Origin of the sequence: Chromobacterium amazonense, assembly GCF_001855565.1 — a bacterium.
Classification (GTDB): Bacteria; Pseudomonadota; Gammaproteobacteria; order Burkholderiales; family Chromobacteriaceae; genus Chromobacterium; species Chromobacterium amazonense.
On the sequence record NZ_MKCR01000003.1, the window covers coordinates 76607 to 95701 of the forward strand.

The following is a 19095-nucleotide window of genomic DNA, read 5'->3' on the forward strand; positions in this document are numbered from 1 at the left end:
ATCTCCTCTTGATGTATAGGGTGCTGCGGCCGCGCGTGGCGGCGGAGGGGGTTAGAAAGTGGGCGGCGAGCTGGCGCTCACCACTTCGCAGATGTCGTCGCCGACATTGCGGAAACGGTGCGGCAGCTTGCTGTCGAAGTAATAGGCATCGCCCGGCCCCAATACGCGGCTGTCTGCGCCTACGGTGACTTCTATGCTGCCGCGGATGACGACGCCGCCTTCCTGGCCTTCGTGCGTCAGCATGTCCGGGCCGGTATCGGCGCCGGGGACGTAGCGTTCGCGCAGGATGGCGATGTCGCGCTTGTCGTGGGCGGTGCCCACCAGCATCAGATTGATGTCCTCGTTGCCGAGGTTGGGCAGCTCGTCCGCCTGGTAGAACACGCGCGGCTGCGCCGGCTCGGCGTCGAAAGTGAAGAATTCTGCCAGCGTGATCGGCAATCCTTCCAGCACCTTCTTGAGGGAACTGACCGAAGGGCTTACCCGGTTTTGCTCGATCAGCGAGATGGTGCCGTTGGTGACGCCGGCTCGTTTGGCCAGCTCTCTTTGCGACAAGCCGAACCTTGTCCTGACCATTCTCAAGCGCGCGCCGACATCCATTCTTCCTGCTCCATCAGTATGTTAATAATTTTAGACATTATGCGGCATTGTACCGCACCGACGGGGAAACCTGCTTGCTGCGTCGCAAAATCAAATATCTTTGCAAGGGTGAGGTTTTATAGTCAGAATCAGTTTGAAAGGGCAAGCGCGATGTGAATTTTCTTAAACGGCTGTTGCCAGTTTGCCCATGAACCAAATGAATTTGGAGGCGACTATGTTGATCGGCGTTCCGAAGGAAATCAAAAACCACGAGTATCGGGTGGGTCTGACCCCGTCCGGTGTCCGCGAGTTGGTTGCGAATGGGCACAAGGTACTGGTGCAGACCCACGCTAGCTTGGCCATTGGATTTACCGACGAGCAGTACATTCAAGCCGGCGCCTCCATCGCCTCCAATGCGGAGGAAGTGTTCGAGCGTTCTGAAATGATCGTCAAGGTCAAGGAGCCGCAGCCGGTGGAGTGCCGCATGCTGCGTCCCGGACAGGTGCTGTTCACTTATCTGCATCTGGCGCCGGATCCCGATCAGACCAAGCTGCTGATCGAGTCTGACGCCATTGCCATCGCTTATGAAACAGTGACCGACGAGCGCGGCGGCCTGCCGCTGTTGGCTCCGATGTCCGAGGTGGCCGGCCGCATGGCTATCCAGGCCGGCGCCCACGCGTTGGAAAAAGCCCAGGGCGGCCGCGGTGTGCTGCTGGGCGGCGTGCCGGGCGTCGCCCCGGCCAAGGTGGTGGTGATAGGCGGCGGCGTGGTGGGATTGAACGCCGCGCGCATGGCGATGGGCGCCGGCGCCGACGTCACCATTCTCGACAAGTCGTTGGCTCGCCTGAAAGAGATAGACATGGTGTTCGGCGGCCGCATCAAGACGCTGATGTCCAACGGCGCCAATATCGACGAAAGCATCCGCGACGCCGATCTGGTCATCGGCGCGGTGCTGATCCCCGGCGCGGCCGCGCCGAAGTTGGTGACGCGCGCGATGCTGAAGACGATGAAGCCCGGCGCGGTGCTGGTGGACGTCGCCATCGATCAGGGCGGCTGTTTCGAAACCAGCCGGCCCACCACCCATCAAGACCCGATCTACACCGTCGACGGCATCGTGCACTATTGCGTGGCCAATATGCCGGGCGGCGTGGCGCGCACCTCCACCCAGGCGCTGACCAACGCCACGCTGCCGTATACGCTGGAGCTGGCCAACAAGGGCTGGCGCCAGGCGCTGCTGGACAACGCCCACCTGCGCAACGGGCTCAACGTCTGCCGCGGGCGGGTTACCTACCAGGCGGTGGCGCGGGATCTGGGCCACGCCTACGTCGATCCGATAGAAGCCATCAAGGCTGCTAGCTGAACAGGAGCCGCACTGCCATGTCGCAAGCCATTATCGGTATTCCCTGCGATCTCAAGACCATAGGCCTGTTGCCCTTCCACGCGGTGGGCGACAAATACATCACGGCTGCGGCCGGCGGCGCTGGAGGCTTGCCGCTGCTGATTCCCGCGCTCGGCGACGAGGGCTTGCTGCGGGCTACGCTGCAAACGCTGGACGGCGTGCTGTTGCCAGGCTCGCCGTCCAATGTGGAGCCACACCACTACGGCGGCCCGGCCAGCCGCGAAGGCACGCTGCATGATCCCAACCGCGACGCCACCACGCTGCCGCTGATCCGCATGGTGCTGGAGCAGGGCATTCCGTTGTTGGGCATCTGCCGCGGCTTTCAGGAAATCAATGTGGCGCTGGGCGGGGAGCTGCACCAGCATGTGCAGGAGCAGCCCGGCCTGAATGACCACCGCGAGGCGGAAAGCGACGACGTGGCCGAGATGTACGCCCCGGCGCACACCGTCAGCTTTGTCGAGGGCGGCTTGCTTGCCGGGTGGACTGGCCAGCGCGGCGCGCAGGTGAATTCCTTGCATCAGCAGGGCATCAAGCGCTTGGCGCCGGGCCTGGATGCCGAGGCGCACGCCGAGGACGGCCTGGTGGAAGCCTACCGCATCCGAGACGCCAAGGCCTTCGCCTTCGCCGTGCAATGGCATCCGGAATGGCGCTATTGGGAAAATCCGCTGTCGCAGGCGATATTCCACGCCTTTGGCGAGGCCTGTCGAGCCAGGAGAGCGCAACGAAGCAAGTGATGGGGCAGTAATCGCGCGCGGGCCGATGAACCCCGCGCGCGTTTTGATGACTCATAAGAAGCACCTCCCGATCCAGAGCCGCAGTCAGCGGCCGGGGAGTCTACAGAGGAAGCATTATGAATCACCAGATCAATGAGTGGTTGCGAGAGCACCGTATCACCGAGGTGGAATGCATCGTGCCGGACATGACCGGCGTGGCGCGAGGCAAGATCGTTCCGAAGGACAAATTCGTATCCGACCCGGAAATGCGCCTGCCGGAAGCGGTGCTGATCCAGACGGTCACCGGCGATTACCCGGACGACAGCATGCTGGATTTGACCGATCCCGACATGGTGCTGGAGCCGGACCCGAACACGCTGCGCTATGTGCCGTGGGCGGTGGACCCAACGGCGCAGCTGATCTACGACTGTTTCCGCGCCGACGGCACCCCGGTGGACGTGGCCCCGCGCAATGTGCTGAAGCGCGTGCTGGGGCTGTACGACGAGATGGGCCTGGAGCCGGTGCTGGCGCCGGAGATGGAGTTCTATCTGTTGTCGCCGAACCCGGACCCGGACATTCCGCTGGCTGCGCCGGTGGGACGTACCGGACGGGCCGAGTTTGGCCGCCGCTCTTACTCCATCGACGCGGTCAACGAGTTCGACCCGCTGTTCGAGGACATCTACGACTACTGCCATGCCCAGAACCTGGAGGTGGATACGCTGATCCACGAGATCGGCACCGCCCAGATGGAAATCAATTTCCTGCACGGCAATCCGCTGGAGCTGGCCGATCAGGTTTTCCTGTTCAAGCGCACCGTGCGCGAGGCGGCGTTCCGCCACAATATGTACGCCACCTTCATGGCCAAGCCGATGGAGAACGAGCCGGGCAGCGCCATGCACATTCACCAGAGCGTGGTGGACAAGAATACCGGCCGCAACGTGTTCTCCAATGACGACGGCAGCCCGTCGGATTTGTTCTTCCACTTCATCGCCGGCATGCAGAAATACATTCCGCAAACCATGCCGCTGTTCGCTCCATATGTGAACTCATTCCGTCGTTTGTCTCGCTATACCGCGGCGCCGACCAATGTCGAATGGGGTTACGACAACCGCACCGTAGGCCTGCGCATTCCGCATTCGTCGCCGGCCGCGCGCCGCATCGAAAATCGGGTGCCGGGCGTCGACGTCAACCCGTATATCGCCATCGCCGCCACGCTGGCCTGCGGCTATCTGGGCATGACCGGCAAACTCAAGCCGTCTGAGCCGCGCCAGACCGACGCCTACGAGTTGCCCTACCAATTTCCCAACAGTTCCGAAGAGTCCCTGCAGCAGCTCGCGCGCTGCCAGGAGATCGCCGAGGTGCTGGGGCCGCGCTTCGTCAAGATGTACGTCGGCATGAAGGAGAAGGAGTTCTCCGAATACTTCCGCGTCATCAGCCCGTGGGAGCGCAAGTTCCTGCTGCTGCACGTGTGATGCGGGAACCGTCACGGTACGGTTAGAATCGCAGTGATGGACAGGACAAATGAATAAAACGACGCCCCAGGCGCAGGAGAGGCGGACCGCTGGTTCGCCTTGTCGGAGAAAACAGGAAGGAAGTGTTATGCAGAACCAACGTACCACCAGCCAATTGCGCGAACTGGATGCCGCCCACCACCTGCATCCATTCACCGATACCGCATCCCTCAACCAGGCCGGCGCACGGGTGATGACGCGCGGCGAGGGCGTGTATCTGTGGGATTCCGAAGGCAACAAGATCATCGACGGCATGGCCGGCCTTTGGTGCGTCAATGTCGGCTATGGCCGCAAGGATTTCGCCGAAGTGGCGCGGCGCCAGATGGAAGAACTGCCGTTCTACAATACCTTCTTCAAGACGACCCACCCGGCTGTGGTGGAGCTGTCCGCCTTGCTGTGCGAAGTGACGCCGGCCGGATTTGATCACGTGTTCTACACCAACTCCGGCTCGGAGTCGGTGGATACGATGATCCGCATGGTGCGCCGCTACTGGGATGTTCAGGGCAAGCCGGAGAAGAAGACGCTGATTGGCCGCTGGAACGGCTACCACGGCTCCACCATAGGCGGTGCCAGCCTGGGCGGCATGAAGTACATGCACGAGCAGGGCGATCTGCCGATTCCCGGCATGGCCCACATCGAGCAGCCGTGGTGGTACAAGTTCGGCAAGGACATGACGCCGGACGAATTCGGCCTGGTGGCCGCCCGCTGGCTGGAAGAGAAGATTCTCGAAATCGGCCCGGAAAAGGTGGCGGCGTTTGTCGGCGAACCCATCCAGGGCGCAGGCGGCGTGATCATCCCGCCGGCCAGCTACTGGCCGGAAATCGAACGCATCTGCCGCAAATACGATGTATTGATCGTCGCCGACGAAGTCATCTGCGGCTTCGGGCGTACCGGCGAATGGTTTGGCCATCAGCGCTTGGGCTTCCAGCCGGACATCTTCACCACGGCCAAGGGCTTGTCCTCGGGCTACCTGCCCATCGGCGCCGTTTTTGTCGGCAAGCGAGTGGCCGAAGGGCTGATCGCCGGCGGCGACTTCAACCATGGCTTCACCTATTCGGGCCACCCGGTCTGCGCCGCCGTCGCGCACGCCAATGTGGTGGCGTTGCGCGATGAGGGCATCGTTCAGCGCGTCAAGGATGATATCGGCCCTTACCTCCAGCAGCGCTGGCGCGAAACCTTCAGCCGTTTCGAGCATGTGGACGATGTGCGCGGCGTCGGCATGCTGGGGGCGTTCACCCTGGTCAAGAACAAGGCCAAGCGCGAGCTGTTCCCGGACTTTGGCGAGGTCGGCACGCTGTGCCGCGATATCTTCTTCCGCAACAACCTGATCATGCGCGCCTGCGGCGACCATATCGTCTCCTCGCCGCCGCTGGTGATGACGCGCGGCGAGGTGGATGAAATGCTGGCGGTGGCGGCCCGCTGCCTGGAAGAGTTCGAGCAGACGATCAAGGCGCGCGGATTGGTTTGATAGCGGCTATGCTGCGGGGGCGGGCGGCATTTTTTGCGACGCTCCCCGGTTTTGCAGCGAATGAGGCGGGTTGGTACAATTCCACCCGCTTTTTCTATTATTTCTATAATGAATTGCAAAAAGGCATGCTGTAATACAAACAACGGCATTCGGCTACAAAACAAATAGGGACTTGACGCATGTTCGTCGGAATCGGGTACATCATCATTCTGGGTTCGGTGCTCGGAGGCTTCATCGCCGCAGGGGGCCATGTCGCCGCACTTATCCAGCCGCTGGAATTCGTGATGATCGGCGGGGCGGCTGCCGGCGCATTCGTCGTCGCCAATGGCGGCGCGCCGTTGAAGGCCACCATGAAGGCGCTCCCCACCGTGTTCAAAGGCAGCCCGTACGGCAAGGCCTTCTACATGGATCTGTTTTCCCTGCTGTTCGAGATCCTGACCAAGGTGCGCAAGGAAGGCCTGATGTCGATCGAGGCCGATGTCGAAAATCCGGAAGCCAGCCCAGTGTTTGGCAAATATCCCAGTATTCTGCATGACCATCATGTCGTAGAGTTCATCTGCGACTACCTGCGGCTGATGGTGGGCGGCAATCTGAACGCCTTCGAAATCGAAAACCTGATGGACGTGGAAATCGAGACTCATCACCACGAGGGCGAAGTGCCGGTGGCGGCGGTCAAGAGCCTGGGCGACGGCCTGCCGGCCTTCGGTATCGTCGCAGCGGTGATGGGCGTGGTGCACACCATGGAATCGGTGGGCGCGCCGCCGGCCGAGCTGGGCATGCTGATCGCCCATGCGCTGGTGGGCACCTTCCTCGGTATCTTGCTGGCCTATGGCTTTGTCGGCCCCTTGGGCACCATTCTGGAACACAAACTGAATGAAGGCACCCGCGTCTACCAGACCATCAAGGTGACATTGCTGGCCAGCCTGAACGGCTACGCGCCGCAGGTGGCGGTGGAGTTCGGCCGCAAGGCGCTGTCGTCGATGGACCGCCCGTCCTTCAAGGAACTGGAAGACCACGTCAAGTTGACCAAAAAATAAGCCGGGCAAGGGGCAGAGATGACGGACGAATCGCAACGACCCATAGTCGTCAAGAAAATCAAGAAAGGCGGGCACGGCCATCACGGTGGTGCCTGGAAGATCGCCTACGCCGACTTCGTGACGGCGATGATGGCGTTCTTCCTGCTGATGTGGCTGTTGGGTTCCGCTTCGCAGGGCACCCTGAACGGCATTTCCGAATACTTCAAAACGCCGCTGAAAGTGGCGCTGGCTGGCGGAGCGGGCGCCGGCGACGCCACTTCGGTGATCAAGGGCGGCGGCAACGACATCACCAAGCAGACCGGGCAGGTCAACAGGGCTGGCGCCAGGCAGGTGGAGATCATGCAGAAGCAGCAGGAGCAGGCAAGGTTGAATGAGCTGCAGCAGAAGATCCAGCAAACGATAGACAACAGCGTGCTGCTGAAGGAGTACAAGAACCAGCTGAAGCTGGAAATGACGCCGGAAGGTCTGAAGATTCAGATCGTGGACGAGCAAAACCGGCCCATGTTCGATTCCGGCAGCTCCCGCATGTTGCCGCATACCCGGGCCTTGCTGCAGCAGCTGGCGACGGACTTGAACCAGCTGCCCAACAGGATCAGCATCTCCGGCCATACCGATGCCACGCCCTTCTCCGGCGGGCAAGGCGGCTACAGCAACTGGGAGCTGTCGGCGGATCGCGCCAATACCGCGCGCCGCGAGCTGATCGCCGGCGGGCTCAGCGAGAGCAAGGTCATACGGGTGGTTGGGCTGGCTTCGGCCATACCGCTGATCAAAAGCAATGTGTTCAGCCCAGAAAACCGCCGCATCACCATTGTCGTGCTGAACAAGGAAGCTGAAACTTCCATTCTCAACGACGGTTTCAAACCGCAGATGAATCAGGAAGTGATAGGCGGCCCGGCAGACGGCCAGCCTGCCGGAAGCCAGCCATCGGCTTCGCCGTGAGGCGCGCGGCATGAGGCGATTGCGCCACGTATCGCAGCAGCTGTTGGCCGGCCTGGCCGCCTGGGTGTTCATCGCGCCCGGGCTGCACTTGGAAGCTTGGGCGCTGTTGCAGGGGCTGCTGGCCGCCTTATCGTCCATCGCATTGCGCCAGCCGGGCTGGCAGCGGCTGGCCCATGGCTTGTTCGTGCCGGCTGTGGTATTGATGAGGCAGCTGGATATCGCGCCGGTCTGGTATCTGGCGGCCTTGCTGGCGACATTGGCGTTGGGGCGCAATGCGCTGTTTGAGCGAGTGCCGCTATATCGCTCCGGCGCGCTGGTCGCGCAGCGGCTGGGCGACGCGCTGGCACCGCAAAGCCGGCTGCTGGAGGCGGGGTGCGGCGATGGCCGGCTGGCGGTTCGTCTTGCCGCCCTGCGTCCGGATTTGCGCGTGCTGGCGCTGGAAAACGCGGTAGGCGCTTGGTCGCTGGCGCGCTTGCGCTGGTGGAGCGCCGGGAAGCCTGCCGGGCTAGACATAGGTTGCCGCAGCTTTTGGAAAGAAAACTGGGGGAATCATGATGCGATCTACGTTTTTTTGTCGCCGGCGCCTATGCCTCGGGTCTGGCGCAAGTTTCTGGATGAGGGCCGGCCAGGCAGCCTGCTCATCAGCAATACGTTCTCCGTGCCGGACATCGAGCCAGACGAACGCCTGCCGCTTGATGGACCCCTACAAAAAGAACTTCTAATCTGGCGCCACCCACATGGATCTGAATAACTGGACGAAGACCATTGCCGAGCAGCGATGGCCGATTCTCCCCGAAACGCTGGCCGAGGTGCGTGATGCCTGCGCCCGGCACAGCGATCTGATCAACTTCACCTACCTGGCCAATCTCTGCCTGTCTGATCCGTTTCTGTTGCTGGACCTGTTCCGGGTGGTAGGCAATTCGCGCGCCTTGCAGCGCAACGAGTCCATCCCCGCCGTGGAGCCGACGCTGCTGCTGATGGGCCTGGAAGCGGTGGTCACGCGTTTTAATCGCCTGGAAGCCCTGGAAGCGGCTTCGGGCAAGCTGGACGCCGAAGTTTATGAAGCGGTGGGCGACTGGATGGGGCGCAGCCGCGTGGCGGCGCTGCTGGTGAAGGAGTGGCTGTCCATCATGGGCGATCTGAAAGTCGAGGATTGCTTTGTCTCGGCGCTGCTGTACAACTTGCCTGGCTGCATCTACATGATCCAGCGCAACAGCCTGCCGGACAAACCGCTGCTGCAGGAAATGTCGGAGGTCTTCGATGCCGATTACGCCAAAATTCTGGCCGCTTTCATCAAGGCCATGCCGCTGCCGGCAGGCTTCAATCAGCTGCTGGGCCCAGGCGCGCCAAGCAAGCGGCGGCAATTGCTGAAGCTGGCCATCGCCACCGCTAACTCTCTGGAGCATGGCGTGACCCGCAGCACCTGGCTGGTGGGTGTGGATACCGCCGCCAAGCTGATCAACTGCACGCCGGAGCTGGCCTATCAATCCGTAGTGCATGCAGTATTGAATGTGGCCCGGCATCCGCATGTCGCCGGCTATACCTTCCCCGCCCGCGCCTTGCTATTGCTGCCGACGGAAAGCAAGAAGATGGAGATGAAAAAAGCGGCGGCGCTGTCCAGCGGAGATCAGCTGGAAAACGCCATTCGCGAATCCATCCGCTTTTTGGCCAATGACTTGAAATTCGAGCGTGTGCTGTATTACCACTATGAACATGACGGCCATCTGCTCAAGTTGCGCTACCAGGTCGGGGTGCCGTCCGAAAGCCCACTGCGCAAGCTGCCGCTGGAGTTGGAGCCGGGCAGCTTCTTCGGCGTATTCACCAGCAAGCCGCAAAGCTTCCATGCGCCGGCCGCGGTGCGGCAGCAGTTGACGCGGCGCTACGACGACGAGTTTTTCCGCCATGTCGGGGATCAGGAATTCGCCTTGATGACCCTGTTTGGCGGCCAAAAACTCAGCGGCGTGTTCTATGTCGACAATGCGGTCAGCGGCCGCTCGATAGACGATACGACCTATCATCGCTTCAAGGACTTGGTCACCCGGCTGACGATGATGCCGCAATGATGCAAGAAGGCGGCGGGGCGGGTAAACTCTGCCCCTTCGCTTTTGTGCAGCCAGACAAGAATATCCCATGCCTTACATCGCCAAATCCATCACCTCTCCGCATAACGACGAAGTCAAGGCGCTGGCCCGTCTGGTCCAGCACAGCCGCGACCGCCGCAAGGAGGGCGTGATGGTGCTGGAAGGCATCCATCTGGTCGAATCCTGCCTGCAAGCAGGAGGCCGGCTGGCGCGGGTGTATCTGAACGAAGCGGCCGCGGCCAAGCCGGAAGTGATCTCTCTGCTGAATGGCCTGCCGGCGGACACGGTGGTGGTCACCTTGCCGGAGCCGGTGATGGCGAAGGCGACGGCGCTGTCCAGCGCGTGCGAGCTTTTGGCCTTGTGCGATCGGCCGCTGCCGCCCGCGCCGCATGCCGACGCGCCGCGCGTCCTGCTGGAAGACATCCAGGATCCGGGCAATCTGGGCACCATTCTGCGCAGCGCCGCCGCTGCCGGCGTCTACGATGTGTTTTTGTCCAAGGGCTGCGTCGACGTGTTCTCGCCCAAGGTGCTGCGCGCCGGGATGGGCGCGCACTTCGCGCTGCGCATCCATGAGCAGGCGGACCTGGCGGAGGAGCTGCGCCGCTTCGCCGGCCGCAAGCTGGTGACCTATCTGGAAGGTTCCCGTTCGCTGTACGGTCATGATCTCACCGGCGCGGTGGCCTTTGTATTCGGCAACGAGGGCGCCGGCGTCAGCCAAGCCTTGTTGCAACTGGCTGACGACCGCATCCGCATTCCCATGCCAGGCCACGCCGAATCGTTGAATGTGGCGATGGCGGCCACGGTATGCCTGTTCGAGCGGGTGAGACAGCTGCAGCCTTGAGCCGCAGGGCGAGCCGCTTATCCGCCTGACGGTTCGCCTGCCTCGCGCCGCTGCCATTCTCGCTTGCCGGCCGCGATGACGGCCACGCGCGCGGCGTCTATGGAGGTCGGGATGGCGGCCTTGTCCGCGCAGCCGGCGGCGATGGCGCCGGCGTCTATCTGCAAGGCGGCTTCAAGCAGCGTTAGCAGATAGGCCTGCTGAGGGTAGGGCGCGTCCTCGAAGTTCAGCCGGCCGCGGGCGTCGGCCAGGCAGGCGTCCAGCATCAGGCGGAAGCGTTCCGGCCGGCGCAAGGCATCGCATTCCTTGAACAGCCGCAGCACCGTTTCCGGTCGTAATTCGAGGGCCTTGTGCACCTTGGTGTGATGAACCAAGGTAATGTGGGCCAGGTCGCGGCAGTCGCTCGGCACGCGCAGCCGGCGACAGAGTTCCGCCAAGGGCGCGATGCCGCGCATCTCATGGCCGATGTGTCGCGGCAGCACGTCGGGCGGCGTCAATGCCTTGCCCAGATCGTGCCCCAGCGCGGCAAAACGCACCGTCAACGGCTGTTTTTGCGAAGCGGCGTAGTCCAGCACGCGCAGCGTATGGTCGCCGCAGTCGATTTCCGGGTGATAGTCGGCGCGCTGCGGCACGCCGAACAGCGCGTCCACCTCCGGCAGAGTGCGCGCCAGCGCGCCGCATTCGCGCAGCACCAGCAGCATCCGCGATGGCTTGTCCTCCATCAGGCCCTTGGCCAGCTCCTGCCATACCCGCTCCGCCACCAGCGCGTCTGCCTCGCCGTCGTCCACCATCTGTCGCATCAGCGCCATGGTTTCCGGCGCGACGGCGAAGTCGAAGCGGGCGGCGAAGCGCGCCAGCCGCAGGATGCGCACCGGATCTTCGGCGAAAGCCGGACTGACGTGGCGCAGCAGGCGCGCCTTCAGGTCTGCCTGCCCGCCGTATGGATCGGTCAGGCTGCCGTCGGCGGACTCGGCGATGGCGTTGATGGTGAGGTCGCGCCGCGCCAGATCTTCTTCCAGCGTCACGTCCGGCGAGGTGTGGAAGGTGAAGCCGTGGTAGCCTTTGCCGACTTTGCGCTCGGTGCGCGCCAGCGCGTATTCCTCCTGGGTTTCCGGATGCAGGAAGACCGGGAAGTCCTTGCCCACCGGGCGGAAGCCCAGTTCCAGCATTTGCTCGGGCGTGGCGCCCACCACCACCCAGTCTCTATCCTTGACCGGCAGATTCAACAGGCGGTCGCGAACGGCCCCGCCCACGGTGTAGATTTCCATGCTCAACGTCCGGCCTTTTCTCGATAGCAGGAGGCGATGAAATTGCTGTCGCGACCGGCCAGCCAGTCCGGCGCCAGCGCGGATAGCGCGGTGGGCTCGAAGCCCAGCAGCGCGGAAGGGAAGGGCTGATCGCTGACATTATCCCATTGCAGGGAGCGCACATTGTCGCGACTCATCAGCGTGGGGCCGGGCAGGCGCTCCATCAGCGCGCCTTGCAACATGGCCAGGCTGTCAGGCAGCCCGATCACTGGGCGTGGATGGCCGCTGAGCCTGCCGGCCAGCTGCGCCAGTTCGGCCAAGGTATAGATTTCCGGCCCGGCCAGATCCAGCCGGGATCCCACGGTTTCCTGCCGCGCCAGGCAGGCGCTGACCGCGCCGGCCACATCCTCCACCCATACCGGGGCCATCCGGCAGCGTGCGCCGGCCAGGGGCAGCAGCGGCAGCCGTTTTTGCAGGTCGGCGAACAGATTGATAAAGGCGTCATCCTGGCCGAATACCACCGATGGACGCAGTATGGTCCAGGCCAGCCCGCTGTTTTCCACCGCCAGCTCGCCCAAGGCCTTGGTCTGCTGATAATCGCTGGGCGCATCCTGCGCCGCGCCCAAGGCGCTGATGTGCACCAGGCGGCGCACGCCCGTTTGCTTGCAGGCGGCGATGATCTTTTCCACCAGCTGGACATGCGCTTTCTCGAACTGGGCGCGGCTGCCGTGCAGGATGCCCACCATGCTGACGACGGCGTCGTGGCCGGCGATCAGCTCGGCCAAGCGGGCAGGGTCGTGGACATCGGCCGATGCCAGCTCGACCGACGGCAGCACGCTGAACGCCGGCAGCGCCGCCTTGCGGGTGGCTACCGTCAGTCGATGTCCTTGTTGGACCAGCACTGTGGCGATATGCAGGCCGATGAAGCCGCTGCCGCCTATCAGACAGATTCTAGACATGTTGGCTCCCGTGTTGCGTTGCCCGGGCTGCGCTTAGCGCGCCGGGATCATGCCCATCCGGTTTTTCAGCGAGATGTTGGCGTGACCGAAAGTGCTGGAATAATAGGCTGCGTTGGCCATGACTTTTTGCACATAGTCGCGGGTCTCGCTGAACGGTATGGTTTCTGCGTAGATAGTGCCGTCCAGCGGGCGGTCCGCCTGCCAGTTGCGGGCGCGGCCAGGGCCGGCGTTGTAGGCGGCGGTGGCCATCACCTGGTTGCCGGACAGATTGTCCAGCACATAGCGCAGATACCAGGTGCCGAGCTGGACGTTGGTTTCGATGTCGTTGACCGCGAAGTGGGTGAGGCCGATCTTCTTGGCCGCCCACTTGGCGGTGGCCGGCATCAGCTGCATCAGGCCGGAGGCGCCCACGCCGGAGCGCGCCATGGTGATGAAGCGGCTTTCCTGGCGGATCAGGCCGTAAACCCAGGCGTCGTCGATGTCCAGCTGGCGGGCGTACTTTTGCGTGACTTCGCGGTAGGGCGTCAGATAGCGCAGCGAAAAATCGTGCTCTTCCTTGGTGCGCTCCGCGCTGTAGATGGCCATGTCGTAAAAGCCTTCCTTGCGGGCGATCTCGGCGGCGGCCAGCAGCTCCATGTCGTTGCGGCCGCGCATCGCCCAGCGCCATTCGCGTTGCGCGTCGGTGCGGAATTCAGGCTTGGTGTAGATTTCGGCCACGTTCAGCAGCGCCAGCGAGCGGCGAATCGCCGGATCGGCTTTCATTTTGTCCACATCCGCGCTGCTGGGCGTGGTTTTGCTGGCGGATGCGGATAGGCTGTTGCCCAGTTCTTCCAGCGACAGCAGCGCGTAGTAGTTGTGGCCCACGCTGGCCTGGCTGAGCAGCGGTAGGGCCTCGGCCGGCTTGCCCTGCTGTTTCAGCGAATGGGCCAGCCAGTAGCGCCAGGACGGCTTGCCGGCCACTTCCTGCGGCATGCGGCGGATGATGCCGTCCAGCTGGCTCCATTGTTCCAGCCGCAGTGCCGAGCGCGCCCACCATTCCCACTGGTCCGTGGTCAGCTGGCGCGGGTCGGCCTTTTCAAACCATTGCAGCGCCTGGCCGGCTTGCTGTTTGCGGGCGGACAGCCGCGCCAGCTGACCCCAGCCGAAGCCGGCGCGGTCCGGCGTCAGGTCTTTTTCCACCCGCGCCAGGTAGGATGCGCCACCATCCAGATCGCTCTTGGCCTTGCGCACGATGTCGTACAGGATGGCCTCCTGGCCGCCCGGCGTGGCCGGGCTGGCGTTGGCCGGCTTGTTCAGCGCCGCGTTGTCGAGCGGCAATTGGGTGTCGGAGGCCAGTTGCCGGGCTTGGGTCAGGAAGTTGCCGGCCAGCAGCAGGCGCGCACGCCGCCACAGCCAGTCCTGGCTCAGCGCGCCGCGGGCGTAGGCCATGTCGATCAGCCGGTTGCAGCCGTCAGGCGCTGGTTTGCTGTCGAGGAAGCGGTCCAGATTGTCGGGCTTCTGGCCTTGGCGCAGCTGCATCAATTGGCCATAGCAGTTCGATTCCTCATCGCGGCCCTCCGCCGGCAGCTTCTTCCATTCCTCGGCGAAGGCGGTCCAGTCCTCGCGCTGGCCCAGCTTCTTCACCCATTCGTTGCGTATCCGCTCCGGCATCAGGCCTTCCTGCACGCGGGACAGGAAGCGCCTCACCTGGGCGTCGTCGTTGCGGTCCAGCGCCTTCCAGGTCAGCCAGTAATCGGGGTAGTCCTTCAGCGGATAGGCGTCCGGCAGCTTGTCGCCGATGGCGGCCAGCTTGGCCAGATCGTTGGCGCGGAAGGCGTCGCGGGCGGAGAGCAGGGTGTCGTCCGGGCCGGCGAAGGCGGGCAGGGCGGCGCCCAGGGCCAGGGTCAGGCCCGCCAGGCGGATGGGGGTGGTCAAAGCTTTCATTTTCGTTCCGTCTGTTGGAGTCTCCGCGCAGCTGGGCGGCGCGGCGGCGGCGGGATGTCCCGCGCGCGCGATGTTTATTTCAATATGACAGGCCACGGCGCAGAACGCTCGCTTTCATGGCCCGCGTTTTCAGGCCGCTGGCGCGGCCTGGTAGAACTCGATCGGCAAACCGTCCGGATCGGCGCAGAAGAAAAAGCGCGCGCCGGTGTATTCATCCATTCTCAACGCCTCCACGCTCACGCCGCAATCCCGCAGATGGGCGCGCGCGGCTCCCGCGTCCGCTGTGGCCAGCGCCAGGTGGCGCAAGCCGCAGGCTTCCGGCCGGGTAGGGCGAGGCGGGGGCGCGGGGAAGCTGAACAGTTCGATTTGGCCGCCGCCGGGCAGCGCCAGGTCCAGCTTCCAGGATTGTCTGTCGGCACGCCAATTCTCGGCGATCACCTTCAGGCCGAGGATGCGGCAGTAGAAGTCGCGCGAGCGCGCGTAGTCGGAAGCGATGATGGCGACGTGGTGCAAGCCGGTGATATGCATGGCTGTTGAGGCTGGCTGTTGCCGGATGCCGCCATTTTAGCGTCGCGGCGGGCGGGCTGCCCAGCGGGGAGAATGGTCATTGGAAAAGACAATCAAAATACTTGTTACAATCAATTGGATAAATTTGATAATGGCTATCAAAATGCACCCGTCGATAGTTAACAACCGCATCACCCCGCTAAGGAGATAGCCATGCTGCAAAACCGTGAAGGCCAACGCGTACCGAACGTGACTTTCCGCATCCGCGAAAACAACGAATGGAAGAATATTACCACCTCAGAACTGTTCGATGGCAAGACCGTCGCCGTGTTCTCGCTGCCGGGCGCATTCACCCCCACCTGCTCGTCCACCCACTTGCCGCGTTTCAACGAACTGGCACCTGCCTTCTTCGCCAACGGCGTGGATGCCATCCTGTGCGTATCGGTCAACGATACCTTCGTGATGAACGAATGGGCCAAGGATCAGGAAGCCAGCAATCTGGTGATGATTCCGGACGGCAATGGCGATTTCACCGAAGGCATGGGCATGCTGGTGGATAAGGCTGACCTGGGTTTCGGCAAGCGCAGCTGGCGCTACTCCATGCTGGTGAAGAACGGCGTGGTGGACAAGATGTTCATCGAGCCGCAAGAGCCGGGCGATCCGTTCAAGGTGTCCGATGCCGACACCCTGCTGAACTACATCAACCCGACGGCCAAGAAGCCGGATCAAGTGGTGGTGTTCACCAAGGTCGGTTGCCCCCATTGCGCCCGCGCCAAGGCCGTGCTGGCTGAAAACGGCTACGACTTCGTCGAAGTGCCGCTGGACAACAAGATTCGCGGCAAGGTGCTGGGCGCCGTGTCCGGCAAGATGACCGCCCCGCAAGTGTTCATCAACGGCCAGCTGATCGGCTCCGCCGACGAAGTGGAAAAGCGCTTCGCCAAATAAGACGTTCGTCGCCGATGGTTTCGGGCCCTGACGCCATCGGCAATCTTTGGGCCGGTACTCCTGCCGGCCGTTTTTTCGCCGGGATGCGGGACGGCATGCGCGGCGTGTCGTGCCGCATCCCCGCCAGATAAGAGGATACAGACCATGAAAACCATCCATATCGACGTTGCCGTCATCGGCGCCGGCACTGCCGGCCTCGCCGCCTACCGCGCCGCCAAGGCGGAGGGCGCTTCCGCCCTGATCATCGAAGGCGGCCCCTACGGCACCACTTGCGCCCGCGTCGGCTGCATGCCGTCCAAGCTGTTGATCGCCGCCGCAGAAGCGGCCCATCACGCCCGCCACACGGACAGGTTCGGCGTGCATGTCGATGGCGAGGTCCGCATCGACGGCCGCGAGGTGATGGCCCGGGTGCGCAGCGAGCGCGACCGCTTTGTCGGCTTTGTGGTGCGCGGCGTGGATGGCATTCCGTCCGAAGACAAGCTGCGCGGCTATGCCCGCTTCATCGACAACATCACCTTGCAGGTAGACGACCACGCCATCGTCCAGGCCAAACGCGTGGTGATCGCCACCGGCTCGTCGCCGGCCATTCCGGCGCCGTTCCAGGCTTTTGGCGATAGGCTGATCGTCAACGACGACGTTTTCGATTGGGAAGACTTGCCGCAAAGCGTGGCGGTGTTCGGCCCGGGCGTGATCGGCCTGGAACTGGGCCAGGCCTTGTCCCGGCTGGGCGTGCGGGTGCGCGTGTTCGGCGTGGGCGGCGGCGTCGGTCCCTTGTCCGATCCGGCGGTGCGCGATTACGCCCGCCAGGCCTTGCAGGATCAGTTCTACCTCGATCCGAGCGCCCAGGTGCTGGAAATGGCCAATGACGGCGACGCCGCGCTCATCCGTTACGTGAATCTGGACGGAGAAGAGGTCGAGGAGCGCTTCGACTACGTGCTGGCGGCTACCGGCCGCACGCCGAACGTGCGCGGCCTGGGGCTGGAAAATACCAGCGTGCAGCTGGATGCGCGCGGCGCGCCGGTGTTTGATCCGGAAACGCTGTTGTGCGTCGGCGCCCCGGTGTTCATCGCCGGCGACGCCAACAATATCCTGCCGCTGCTGCACGAAGCGGCCGACGAGGGCAGGACCGCCGGTTTCAACGCGGCGCGTTATCCCAACGTGACGCCGGGCCTGCGCCGCTCGCCCATCGCCGTGGTGTTCTCGGACCCGCAGATGATGATGGTCGGCCGCCGTTTCGCCGATCTGCCGGAGGGCGGCATCGTGGTGGGCGAAGTCAGCTTCGAGGACCAGGGCCGCAGCCGGGTGATGGGCCTCAACAAGGGCTTGCTGCATGTGTATGCGGACCAGGCAAGCGGCCGCTTCCTCGGTGCCGAGATGATAGGCCCGCGGGCCGAAAACCTCGCCCATCTGCTGGCTTGGAGCCATCAGCAGCAACTGACTGTCGCCCAGATGCTGGACATGCCGTTCTACCATCCGGTGATAGAAGAAGGACTGCGCACCGCCTTGCGCGACGCGTTGGCCAAGCTGGCTTGATGGGGGAGGTCCGCCTTGGCGCGGATACAGAAACGGGGGCTTTGGCCCCCGTTGTCATTTATGAGCGGTCCAGCAGCGGCCGTATCCAGCTGAAGCGTTGGCGCCAGATCACTGGCGCGCGCCAGGCCAGGTGCGCGGTGGCCAGCACATTGAGCAAGGCAGCCGCCAGCAGCAGCATGGAGATGCTGTCGTACCACTTCAGCATCAGCGCGCTGCCGATGGCCGCCGCCACCATGTAGAAGCCGTTGATGATATTGTTTGCGGCTACCGCTTGCGAGCGGAATGCGTCCGGGCTGCCGGTTTGCAGCCAGGTGTACAGCGGCACGGTGAAGAAGCCGCCGAAGAAGCCCAGCAAGGCTACATCGACGATGCTGCGCCAGCTGCCGGGGCGCGACAGGTATTCCGTCAGCGTGGCCAGCTGGCCCTGGTAGTGCGGCATGGCGCCCAGGGCCAGGTCGCCGCCGAATACCGTCATGCCGGCGCTGCCCAGCAGCACGATGCCCAGTTGCAGCTTGCCGTGCGATACCTTGGCGCAGGCCATGGAGCCGATGCCGATGCCGATGGAGAACAAAGCCAGCAGCAGGGTGTAGACATCGGCGTTTCCGCCGAGGTGCAGCCGGGTGAAGGTGGGCAGCTGGGTGGTGTAGATAGCGCCCATCAGCCAGAACCACGAGATGCCGAGGATGGCGCCGCGCACATCGTGGATTTTCCAGGCTTGCCCTACTAGTTGCACCGAGTCGCCGATGAAGTTCCACGACAGCTTCAGCTGCGGCGCGCCGGCCGGCACCGAGGGCATGCGCGCGCTGCTGAAATATCCCAGCGCAGCGGTCAGGAGCAGGGCGGAGATGATCATCAAAGCGCCGCTATGCGTGAGCACGCTGCCCAGCAACTGCCCAAGCAAAATGGCGAGGAAGGTGCCCATCTCGATCAGGCCGGTTCCGCCCACCAGCTCATGCTCTTTCAGGTATTGCGGCAGCACCGAATATTTCAGCGGGCCGAAGAAAGCCGAGTGGGTGCCCATCAGGAACAAGGCGCCCAGCAAGATGGCTGCCGATTGCAGCAGAAAGCCGGCGCCGGCCAGCAGCATGATGGCGATTTCCGCCAGCTTGATCAGTCGGGCGATGCGCGCTTTGTCGAAGCGTTCGGACAGCTTGCCCGCGCTGGCCGAGAACAGAAAGAACGGCAGAATGAAAATGCCGGCGGCCAGGTTGACCAGTTGCTCCGGCGGCAGCCCGGCGGTAGTCAGGCCGTGAAAGCTGATCAGCACCACAATGGCGGTTTTCAGCATATTGTCGTTGAAGGCGCCCAGAAACTGGGTGCCGAACAGCGGCAGGAAGCGCCGGGTGGCGAAGAAGGAGAATTCGGATTTCATGGAGCCGTTCATGAAAAAGGCGGGACCCGCATGCTAACGGATTCCCG

Annotated in this window: 17 protein-coding genes; 11 read left to right on the plus strand and 6 right to left on the minus strand. The window is 63.4% G+C overall.

Features of this window, described 5'->3' with window-relative positions; all coding sequences use genetic code 11:
- Nucleotides 1–51: 51 nt before the first annotated feature.
- Nucleotides 52–597 (minus strand): cupin domain-containing protein, encoded by a 546-nt coding sequence (locus BI343_RS02300; protein WP_071108498.1) that lies wholly within the window; start codon nucleotides 595–597, stop codon nucleotides 52–54.
- A 214-nt stretch (nucleotides 598–811) separates the two neighbouring features.
- Between BI343_RS02300 and ald the strand changes: the two genes are divergently transcribed.
- From ald to BI343_RS02345, 9 genes are all read left to right on the plus strand, one after another.
- Nucleotides 812–1936 carry an alanine dehydrogenase gene (ald, locus tag BI343_RS02305; protein WP_071108499.1) on the plus strand — a complete coding sequence of 375 codons (1125 nt, stop codon included), beginning with the start codon at nucleotides 812–814 and terminating at the stop codon, nucleotides 1934–1936.
- A 17-nt stretch (nucleotides 1937–1953) separates the two neighbouring features.
- A complete protein-coding gene (locus tag BI343_RS02310) occupies nucleotides 1954–2709 on the plus strand; it encodes a gamma-glutamyl-gamma-aminobutyrate hydrolase family protein (protein WP_071108500.1) in 756 nt (251 codons plus the stop codon).
- 116 nt (nucleotides 2710–2825) lie between these two features.
- Nucleotides 2826–4160, plus strand: a complete 1335-nt coding sequence (locus BI343_RS02315) for a glutamine synthetase family protein (RefSeq protein ID WP_043629234.1) — start codon at nucleotides 2826–2828, stop codon at nucleotides 4158–4160.
- Between the two features lie 127 nt (nucleotides 4161–4287).
- Nucleotides 4288–5667 carry an aspartate aminotransferase family protein gene (locus BI343_RS02320; protein ID WP_043629242.1) on the plus strand — a complete coding sequence of 460 codons (1380 nt, stop codon included), beginning with the start codon at nucleotides 4288–4290 and terminating at the stop codon, nucleotides 5665–5667.
- Nucleotides 5668–5846: 179 nt separating this feature from the next.
- The gene (gene motA / locus BI343_RS02325; RefSeq protein ID WP_071108501.1) at nucleotides 5847–6704 is read left to right on the plus strand and encodes a flagellar motor stator protein MotA; all 858 of its coding nucleotides are present in this window, start codon (nucleotides 5847–5849) and stop codon (nucleotides 6702–6704) included.
- A gap of 18 nt (nucleotides 6705–6722) precedes the next feature.
- On the plus strand, nucleotides 6723–7643 hold the full coding sequence (motB, locus tag BI343_RS02330) for a flagellar motor protein MotB (protein ID WP_071108502.1): 921 nt from the start codon (nucleotides 6723–6725) through the stop codon (nucleotides 7641–7643).
- A 10-nt stretch (nucleotides 7644–7653) separates the two neighbouring features.
- Entirely contained in the window at nucleotides 7654–8394 is a 741-nt protein-coding gene (locus BI343_RS02335; RefSeq protein WP_071108503.1) for a class I SAM-dependent methyltransferase, read from the plus strand.
- Complete coding sequence (locus BI343_RS02340) at nucleotides 8381–9706, plus strand: histidine kinase (RefSeq protein WP_071108504.1); 1326 nt, start codon at nucleotides 8381–8383, stop codon at nucleotides 9704–9706. Before BI343_RS02335 ends, BI343_RS02340 begins: the two co-directional genes overlap by 14 nt.
- A 67-nt stretch (nucleotides 9707–9773) precedes the next feature.
- Nucleotides 9774–10565 (plus strand): TrmH family RNA methyltransferase, encoded by a 792-nt coding sequence (locus tag BI343_RS02345; protein ID WP_071108505.1) that lies wholly within the window; start codon nucleotides 9774–9776, stop codon nucleotides 10563–10565.
- Between the two features lie 17 nt (nucleotides 10566–10582).
- Here BI343_RS02345 and BI343_RS02350 read toward each other — a convergent pair whose 3' ends face one another.
- From BI343_RS02350 to gloA2, 4 genes are all read right to left on the minus strand, one after another.
- Nucleotides 10583–11830: a multifunctional CCA addition/repair protein gene (locus BI343_RS02350; RefSeq protein WP_071108506.1), complete on the minus strand. Its 1248-nt coding sequence runs from the start codon at nucleotides 11828–11830 to the stop codon at nucleotides 10583–10585.
- Nucleotides 11831–11832: 2 nt separating this feature from the next.
- Nucleotides 11833–12768 (minus strand): complex I NDUFA9 subunit family protein, encoded by a 936-nt coding sequence (locus tag BI343_RS02355; RefSeq protein WP_071108507.1) that lies wholly within the window; start codon nucleotides 12766–12768, stop codon nucleotides 11833–11835.
- Nucleotides 12769–12801: 33 nt separating this feature from the next.
- Nucleotides 12802–14691: a lytic transglycosylase domain-containing protein gene (locus BI343_RS02360; RefSeq protein ID WP_071108508.1), complete on the minus strand. Its 1890-nt coding sequence runs from the start codon at nucleotides 14689–14691 to the stop codon at nucleotides 12802–12804.
- 129 nt (nucleotides 14692–14820) lie between these two features.
- Nucleotides 14821–15219, minus strand: coding sequence for an SMU1112c/YaeR family gloxylase I-like metalloprotein (gene gloA2, locus BI343_RS02365; RefSeq protein WP_071108509.1), 399 nt, complete (start codon nucleotides 15217–15219; stop codon nucleotides 14821–14823).
- A gap of 192 nt (nucleotides 15220–15411) precedes the next feature.
- Here gloA2 and BI343_RS02370 point away from each other — a divergent pair, with 192 nt between their 5' ends.
- On the plus strand, nucleotides 15412–16143 hold the full coding sequence (locus BI343_RS02370) for a redoxin family protein (protein ID WP_071108510.1): 732 nt from the start codon (nucleotides 15412–15414) through the stop codon (nucleotides 16141–16143).
- A gap of 144 nt (nucleotides 16144–16287) precedes the next feature.
- Nucleotides 16288–17676: a dihydrolipoyl dehydrogenase gene (locus BI343_RS02375; protein WP_071108511.1), complete on the plus strand. Its 1389-nt coding sequence runs from the start codon at nucleotides 16288–16290 to the stop codon at nucleotides 17674–17676.
- Nucleotides 17677–17734: 58 nt separating this feature from the next.
- On the opposite strand, the gene BI343_RS02380 is transcribed toward BI343_RS02375, so the two are convergent.
- Nucleotides 17735–19048 carry an MFS transporter gene (locus BI343_RS02380; RefSeq protein WP_071108512.1) on the minus strand — a complete coding sequence of 438 codons (1314 nt, stop codon included), beginning with the start codon at nucleotides 19046–19048 and terminating at the stop codon, nucleotides 17735–17737.
- Nucleotides 19049–19095: the final 47 nt, after the last annotated feature.

Coding starts and splice junctions, on each gene's coding strand:
- motB (WP_071108502.1), top strand. CDS start 6,723: ATGACGGACGAATCGCAACGACCCATAGTCGTCAAGAAAATCAAGAAA.
- BI343_RS02375 (WP_071108511.1), top strand. CDS start 16,288: ATGAAAACCATCCATATCGACGTTGCCGTCATCGGCGCCGGCACTGCC.
- BI343_RS02345 (WP_071108505.1), top strand. CDS start 9,774: ATGCCTTACATCGCCAAATCCATCACCTCTCCGCATAACGACGAAGTC.
- motA (WP_071108501.1), top strand. CDS start 5,847: ATGTTCGTCGGAATCGGGTACATCATCATTCTGGGTTCGGTGCTCGGA.
- BI343_RS02310 (WP_071108500.1), top strand. CDS start 1,954: ATGTCGCAAGCCATTATCGGTATTCCCTGCGATCTCAAGACCATAGGC.
- BI343_RS02380 (WP_071108512.1), bottom strand. CDS start 19,048: ATGAAATCCGAATTCTCCTTCTTCGCCACCCGGCGCTTCCTGCCGCTG.
- BI343_RS02360 (WP_071108508.1), bottom strand. CDS start 14,691: ATGAAAGCTTTGACCACCCCCATCCGCCTGGCGGGCCTGACCCTGGCC.
- BI343_RS02300 (WP_071108498.1), bottom strand. CDS start 597: ATGGATGTCGGCGCGCGCTTGAGAATGGTCAGGACAAGGTTCGGCTTG.
- BI343_RS02370 (WP_071108510.1), top strand. CDS start 15,412: ATGCTGCAAAACCGTGAAGGCCAACGCGTACCGAACGTGACTTTCCGC.
- BI343_RS02350 (WP_071108506.1), bottom strand. CDS start 11,830: ATGGAAATCTACACCGTGGGCGGGGCCGTTCGCGACCGCCTGTTGAAT.
- BI343_RS02320 (WP_043629242.1), top strand. CDS start 4,288: ATGCAGAACCAACGTACCACCAGCCAATTGCGCGAACTGGATGCCGCC.
- BI343_RS02335 (WP_071108503.1), top strand. CDS start 7,654: ATGAGGCGATTGCGCCACGTATCGCAGCAGCTGTTGGCCGGCCTGGCC.
- BI343_RS02355 (WP_071108507.1), bottom strand. CDS start 12,768: ATGTCTAGAATCTGTCTGATAGGCGGCAGCGGCTTCATCGGCCTGCAT.
- gloA2 (WP_071108509.1), bottom strand. CDS start 15,219: ATGCATATCACCGGCTTGCACCACGTCGCCATCATCGCTTCCGACTAC.
- BI343_RS02340 (WP_071108504.1), top strand. CDS start 8,381: ATGGATCTGAATAACTGGACGAAGACCATTGCCGAGCAGCGATGGCCG.
- ald (WP_071108499.1), top strand. CDS start 812: ATGTTGATCGGCGTTCCGAAGGAAATCAAAAACCACGAGTATCGGGTG.
- BI343_RS02315 (WP_043629234.1), top strand. CDS start 2,826: ATGAATCACCAGATCAATGAGTGGTTGCGAGAGCACCGTATCACCGAG.